This is a genomic window from Methylobacterium sp. E-041, from assembly GCF_022829665.1.
GTDB lineage: Bacteria > Pseudomonadota > Alphaproteobacteria > Rhizobiales > Beijerinckiaceae > Methylobacterium.
Genome location: NZ_JAKSYQ010000146.1, coordinates 1 through 5892, shown reverse-complemented (window position 1 = coordinate 5892; position 5892 = coordinate 1). Strand labels below are relative to the sequence as shown.

The window sequence follows — 5892 nt, the reverse complement described above, 5'->3', positions numbered from 1 at the left end:
AGCGTCATAGATATCTCCAAAAGCTTCGAGACCCGAGGATCGTGTGGTCGCGGGGCCGGGGCCGATCGCGTCACACCTTGTTTTGCGGCCCGCTTTTTGGTGCGGGCTCATCGGGCCCGCTTTTGCGATGCCCCCAGTGCCAAAACACTGTGTGCCAGCACATCCGTGCGATCAACGTGGAATTCACAACGGCGCTGCGGTGCTGCGGGAATGTTGCATCCAGGCAACGCTTTGGTTAGCTGGCGAGCAATTAGGCCAAAAAGGCCTCACGAAGCACTCGGAAGGAAAAGTATATCGTCCGCAGTTGATCCCGCGCAGCTTGCAAATCGCGCTCAGACCCATTCGCCTAGCGAAACGCACGAAGTTTGATCAATTCACGGCCCAGGATCCTCGTGGTGCCGAACGTAGCCCTGGCCGGTGAGCAAGTCCGTGAGGGCGTGTCGGATCGCTTCGGGACGAGAGGGCTTCGGCTCGGGGTTGGTCTTCGATCCAGGCGTTGAGGCTCATTTCAGATTGCCTGTCGCCTTCGGGTGCTCGGTCAGTGCTCCATTGGCTGCTCAACGAAAGAGTGGATCCCGTCCTTGGCGATCGCATGCTCGAAAGCCTCGAAGGCGTCCTCGTCGTTCACGAAGGTGCCAGTCCAGGCTGTGTGCCCGCCTTCGTGGTCGACGACCTCTAGGGTCCATTCGTCCGTGGTGCCGGCGAACCGGTAGATATGAACCTGCACCGTGACGCCGTCGCGGGTGACGCTGCCGCCGAGCGGGGAGTCCTCGATTTTTTGGTCAGGGGTATCGGCCATTGATCTGGATGTCAGCCCTTTAGGCAGGTGCTCATGAAGCTCCGGCGTTCGGCGCCCTTCAGGCTCTTGGCCGAGGCATCGACGTTGCAGCTTTTCATCTTGGCCTGCTGTGGCGTAAGTTCCTTCGCTGGCGCTGCAGCCTTGCCGGCGAGGCAGTCGGACATGAAGCCCTTGCGCTCGCTGCCAGCGAGCTTCTGAGAGCCGGCGTCTGCGTTGCAGCTCTTCATCCGGTCGCGCTGAGCGGCCTGCGCTGCGGACGGGGCTGGCGTCTGCGCGACGGCCGGGACGGCGAGGCTGAGGACGATCGGCAGGATGAGGGCGAGCGAGCGCATCGGCAGGGTGCTCCGGGACAAGTTGTAAGATGGTAGCAGGGCTGCGGAGCCCCTGCGAGCCGATGGGCGATGTGATCGACCGTAAGGCACCCGAGGCGACCAAAGACACGCTAGCGCTGATCGAGGCGACGCAGATCGCCGTGGCCAAAAACCTCGCGCCAGCCCGGCAACCGGCTTTGGCGCTACTCGGAAGCCAGTGTCATCGCCATCGACCTGATGCCGCTCGACGCCAGCTCGCGCGCTCTCGCATTCGCGGCTAGCGAAAGCTCCCACGGCGCGGATCAGCGGGATGCGGTTTGGAAACCCGCCAAATAGCTTAAAAACTTCATAGAGGCCTTCGAAGGGGTTGGAAGGCGTAAGTCCTTGTTCCACCACGCTTGTGGCCAACCGGGCGAGGCCTCCACGTCACGTCCCTCCCATCTACTTTTCCTTGACCCATCCCCGGCGATCGATCGCAGGCGCCGCGCGTCCTCCGGCATCGCGACGCGAAGCCTGAGCCTCGTGGCGCGGCCGCCTCGTGGCCCCGGCGCAACGCTGCTGCCGAGGTTCCATTCGCGCCGCCCGAGGCAGCCCGCGCGAAATGCAAAACATCCACCCGAGGCCCTTGCGCGCCGTACCGACGCTGTGTAGATCACCCCCCGTGATCCCCGATAGCTCAGTTGGTAGAGCAGGCGACTGTTAATCGCCTTGTCGCAGGTTCGAGTCCTGCTCGGGGAGCCATCACTTCTCCAAGCCATTTTTCGGATTGATCTTTTCGCTCCGAACCCCGCACCGGTTCAGGAGAAGCGGAGATGGACATTCGAGCTGCTGCCCTCTCTGCGACCCGCTCGGCGAGTTTCGCTCGGTCGGCTCCGCGCAGGTAGGTCGCGCGCTCGCGGCTCCCCTCAGCCCATCCGAACCAGGCGTTCCATTCGGCCTCCGTGGCGCCCTCCTCCGCCGCGCGCCCGCCTTGCGCAGACCGTGCGCCGCGCCAGCTCGCGGCATCACTCCGAACGGCGGCGCATATGGCGGACCGGGCGGTCATCGCCGCCTTCCTCCAGGACGCGGCGACGACCATGGCCGCTCACAACCCGCTGTCTCGAACGAGCGCGGGCGCTCGGCGCCACTGGACCGGGCGGCAGCGAGAATTCGCATCGTTCGGCCGCCGATGCCCACGGTGGGCCGGAGGCTCGGTTCGATGCCCTGCCACCTCACGGCAGTTGATACGGTCAGGTCGGATCTTCGGTCAGGTCTTTGAACTCGTCCTTGAGGCTAGCATGCACGCGCCTGAGCCATAGTTGAGCTTCAGCCTCTTCAGCCTTGGCGGCCTCTGCCTGCTTCTCTGCAAGCTTCGCCCTGGCTTCCGACAGCCGAGCCAGTTCCTCAGCCCTCTCGGCACGTGCGATGGCCGCGGCCGCTGAAGCTTCGGCAGCCTCGGCGCGCCGTTCGGCCTCTTCGGTCTGCTTGAGGCTACGGCGAATGATCGACTGAGACTGGCGGGACACCTCCTGCGCGAAATCGCGTGCCCGGCGCACGCGGTCTCCAACGTCGCGGATCAGGTCGAGCGCGGCAGGCCAGTCGGTTTCGCCAGGACCGACATCCGCAAGCCTTGGCGGTGAGATGCCCGGCTCCACGAAGAGGGGTACGATCTTGCTGTTGGAAGGCAGCCCGGCCGCCAGCTCGGAGCTGCTGCGCCAAGCATCGTCGGCCGGGATATCACGTCCGGCCGGGCGGACGGTGATTGCAGGACGCTGAGCTGAGTTCGGCATCACGCAGTCCTCTTCACATCCGGCTCAAGGGTGAACTCGCTCGCGATCGTGTCGTAGACGCGTGTGAGCCACTCCTCCGCGATCCGCGCTCGCTCTTCGGCCGCCTTTACCCTCTCGTCGGCCAGCTTCAGCATGGCGTCGGCACGGCTCTGAATTTCAGCGGTGCGCGCCTCAGCGACTCGGACCCGCTCGGCGGCGTTGCGGACATCTTCGCGGACGCGGTCGAGCACCTCCTGGACGCGCAGCTCCTGTTCTTGAGCCTGCGCCTCGACCTCGCGGGCGTGATTGGCCGCATGCCGAACCCGCTCGATCAGCTTCGACCAATCCTGTGGCGAGGAACGACGGGTGGGAGCGCCTCCACCACCGATGTCGTCGAGAGGCCCGACCAACCTCAACACGTTGGCCAGGTGGGTGTCGGTCGAGGAGGTCACATTCGTAGGCGCTTCGAGTTCGGAGGGGCTCTCCCAGGGGTATCGCTTGCTCGGACCCGTCATGACGCTTTCATTTCGCCTGGCTTCGTTCCGGAACCGCCATCCCGGGCTCACGGTGTGAGCATGTCCAAGAAGCCTAAAATATACTGATGTGTCTACCTGGCGCGCTTCTTATTGCCTTTAATTGATATCGCTTCCGCGCGGCGGTTCTTTATTGAGAGACCGTTGTGGCGGTTGAAACACAACATGCCGAGGAGCGCTGACATATGTAGCGTCAGATGCTCGATAACCTCGGCGCTCAGATCTGCCACCGTTGCCGGAAGCCCGCTCGCTCTCGGGGGTATGGACTCCCGACACGGTCGTCGCACAATCAGCCGCTGGCACCCAACCCCTCGTGCTCCCCCGCTACTCCCAGTCGGCGGCCGATCCTTCGGCAGCCCGCTCCAGGAACGTGGCCGGGGCCTTCCAGCCAACCTCCGCGCCGTTCGGATCGCCCCGATCCGGCGGCACGTAGCGACTGCGGTTGTCCTTCAGGCGCCGTCCCTCGCGAGAGGCATCGGCGTGGCTCCGTTGAATGGAGCCCCTACGATCCGGCCGGAGTATGAAAGTCGAAATGGCGTGCGCGGTCAGAGGTCGAAAATAATTTTCGGCAGCCGCTGACGGAATCGGGTTGCGCCTTACCCTGTCGGCCCGTGTACGCACTGGGTCCGCCCAACGTCGGGTCACGAGGGTGCGAGAGCAGGTTGTCGGCTGGAATGTAGGCGGCGGCCCTGCTCGAAGGGGCAAACAGGACCGTCGCAACAGATCGAGCGACCTGCTGGCCGCGGATGCGGCGGCGTCCACGGTGGATCAGATGGGTTGCTGAGGGATGAGCGACGAGACGACGGCTCTGGTCCTGGCGTTCGCGACCGAGAACGCGGAATTGCGCGCGGCGCTCGCCGAGGCTCAGGAACTCTTAATCGAGACCGCCGTCGATGCCGGCGAGATGCATGCCCGTGTCGAGGAATTGCAGATGGAGCTGGCCGTGGCACGTGCGGACCGTGATGCCTGGATGATCCGCGCGAGGCGGCAGGCCTGATGATCGACCCCTATACCTGCCAGCCACGCGATACGGAATTTCGGACCCTGCTGGGGGGGCTCGACGACAACCTGCGGACGCGCACCATCCACAACCTGGCCAGGCTTCGCGTCGATCGCGAGGGCGGCGAGGGTACGTATCGGGACATGCTGGCCCTGATCGCCGCCGGGGGCACCGGCGCGCTCGCGGCCCAGCGTGCCCTGGACCGTGTCCACGAGAGAGCCGAGAGGAACCTCTCGGACGTCCTGGCGGCCTTAGCAGAGGCCAGCGCCACCTGACGGCTCGGGACGGATCTGCCGACCGCGAATGCGGCGCAGACCACAGCCGGCAGATCGATGGCCGCCGAGCTATCCAGACCGCTGTTCCTACCCGATCGACGGGCGCGAGCTGTCGGCCATGGTCCGGTTCCGGCGTGCCGGCGGCGCCTGCGAGGGCTGCGGACGACCGCATGGGCACATGGTCTCCCACCTGGGCGACGGGCGGTGGCGGAATGCCGAGGTTGGCGCCTGGCGTGACGGGAAGGGCAAGAGCCTCACCGCGCTGCCGCGTGAACCACGACCGGCCCGAGCATCAGCGGCGGCGAACGCCGTTCCGGCGCCGTGCGCTGGGCGACCTATTCGGTGGCACCGAACTGCGCCCACGGGCCAGCCAGGCGCCCGACTGCAGCGCCCTCGAAGCGGATCCCTTCGGCAGTCAGTCGGGGTGTGAACTTTGGGGGTAACGCGCGTAGTGCGACCCAGGAAAGCCAGGCCGAGACAGCAGGGCTGTTTGCCCACCAGGGACTTACGTGAAGGCGTGCGGATGGCGGGGCGCGCCTCATGATGCGAGGGCGTGATTGGATCAGAATAGAGGGATTGCAGGTGTGTCTTAGTCGCTACAGCAACTGCGCGGGAAAAGGGTATCTAGCAGTCAACTAGGCACACCGATCGGCACCCGACATATGAACAAGATCCTTACGTCCCTCGCAGCCTTCACGGCTCTCACCGCTGCCGCGTCCGCCGCCGACCTTCCGCGTCGCGCCCCGCCGCCGGTGTTCACCCCGGTTCCGGTGTTCACCTGGACGGGCGCGTACTTCGGTATCAACGCCGGCTACGGCTTCGATGCCAGCGATCGCCGCGGCGCCACCGTCGTCGGCGTCTCGCCCGGCAACGCGATCTTCGCCGGCCCGGCCGGCGGCAACACCGGCGGCGTGCTCGCCTTCGGCGGCAGCCGCGGCAACGACGGCGTCACCGGCGGTGGCCAGGTCGGCTACAACTCCCAGTGCACCCCGGGCGCGTGCGTCGTGATCGGCATCGGGGCCGACGCGCAGTACGTCGACTTCGGCCAGAACCGCAACCGCTTCTCGGCCACCCCCGGCGTCGTCGGCGGCGGCATCCTGCCCGGCAACCTGATCTACAACCCGTCGGGCCTCTCCAGCCTCGACTACTTCGGCACCGTGCGCGGTCGCCTCGGCTACGCCTTCGACCGCACCCTCGTGTACGGCACCGGCGGCTTCGCCTACGGC

7 protein-coding genes and 1 tRNA gene are annotated in these 5892 nt (G+C 65.8%); 4 read left to right on the top strand and 4 right to left on the bottom strand.

What is annotated here, in order from left to right; genetic code table 11:
* Positions 1 to 538: 538 nt before the first annotated feature.
* The gene (locus MKK70_RS13730; RefSeq protein WP_243948411.1) at positions 539 to 799 is read right to left on the bottom strand and encodes a hypothetical protein; all 261 of its coding nucleotides are present in this window, start codon (positions 797 to 799) and stop codon (positions 539 to 541) included.
* An 11-nt stretch (positions 800 to 810) separates the two neighbouring features.
* Positions 811 to 1131 carry a PsiF family protein gene (locus MKK70_RS13725; protein ID WP_243948409.1) on the bottom strand — a complete coding sequence of 107 codons (321 nt, stop codon included), beginning with the start codon at positions 1129 to 1131 and terminating at the stop codon, positions 811 to 813.
* Between the two features lie 644 nt (positions 1132 to 1775).
* On the opposite strand from MKK70_RS13725, the gene MKK70_RS13720 reads away from it, so the two are divergent.
* Positions 1776 to 1851, top strand: a tRNA-Asn gene (locus MKK70_RS13720).
* Positions 1852 to 2339: 488 nt separating this feature from the next.
* Here MKK70_RS13720 and MKK70_RS13715 read toward each other — a convergent pair.
* Together MKK70_RS13715 and MKK70_RS13710 are read right to left on the bottom strand one after the other, a co-directional pair.
* Positions 2340 to 2879 carry a hypothetical protein gene (locus MKK70_RS13715; RefSeq protein WP_243948402.1) on the bottom strand — a complete coding sequence of 180 codons (540 nt, stop codon included), beginning with the start codon at positions 2877 to 2879 and terminating at the stop codon, positions 2340 to 2342.
* A complete protein-coding gene (locus MKK70_RS13710) occupies positions 2879 to 3373 on the bottom strand; it encodes a hypothetical protein (protein ID WP_187274893.1) in 495 nt (164 codons plus the stop codon). Before MKK70_RS13710 ends, MKK70_RS13715 begins: the two co-directional genes overlap by 1 nt.
* 805 nt (positions 3374 to 4178) lie before the next feature.
* On the opposite strand from MKK70_RS13710, the gene MKK70_RS13705 reads away from it, so the two are divergent.
* The 3 genes from MKK70_RS13705 to MKK70_RS13690 form a co-directional block, all read left to right on the top strand.
* A complete protein-coding gene (locus MKK70_RS13705) occupies positions 4179 to 4388 on the top strand; it encodes a hypothetical protein (RefSeq protein ID WP_243948395.1) in 210 nt (69 codons plus the stop codon).
* The gene (locus MKK70_RS13700) at positions 4388 to 4666 is read left to right on the top strand and encodes a hypothetical protein (RefSeq protein ID WP_243948393.1); all 279 of its coding nucleotides are present in this window, start codon (positions 4388 to 4390) and stop codon (positions 4664 to 4666) included. The genes MKK70_RS13705 and MKK70_RS13700 overlap by 1 nt, the downstream gene beginning before the upstream one ends.
* Positions 4667 to 5328: 662 nt before the next feature.
* On the top strand, positions 5329 to 5892 hold a 564-nt coding region (locus MKK70_RS13690; protein WP_409568273.1), incomplete at its 3' end, for an outer membrane protein.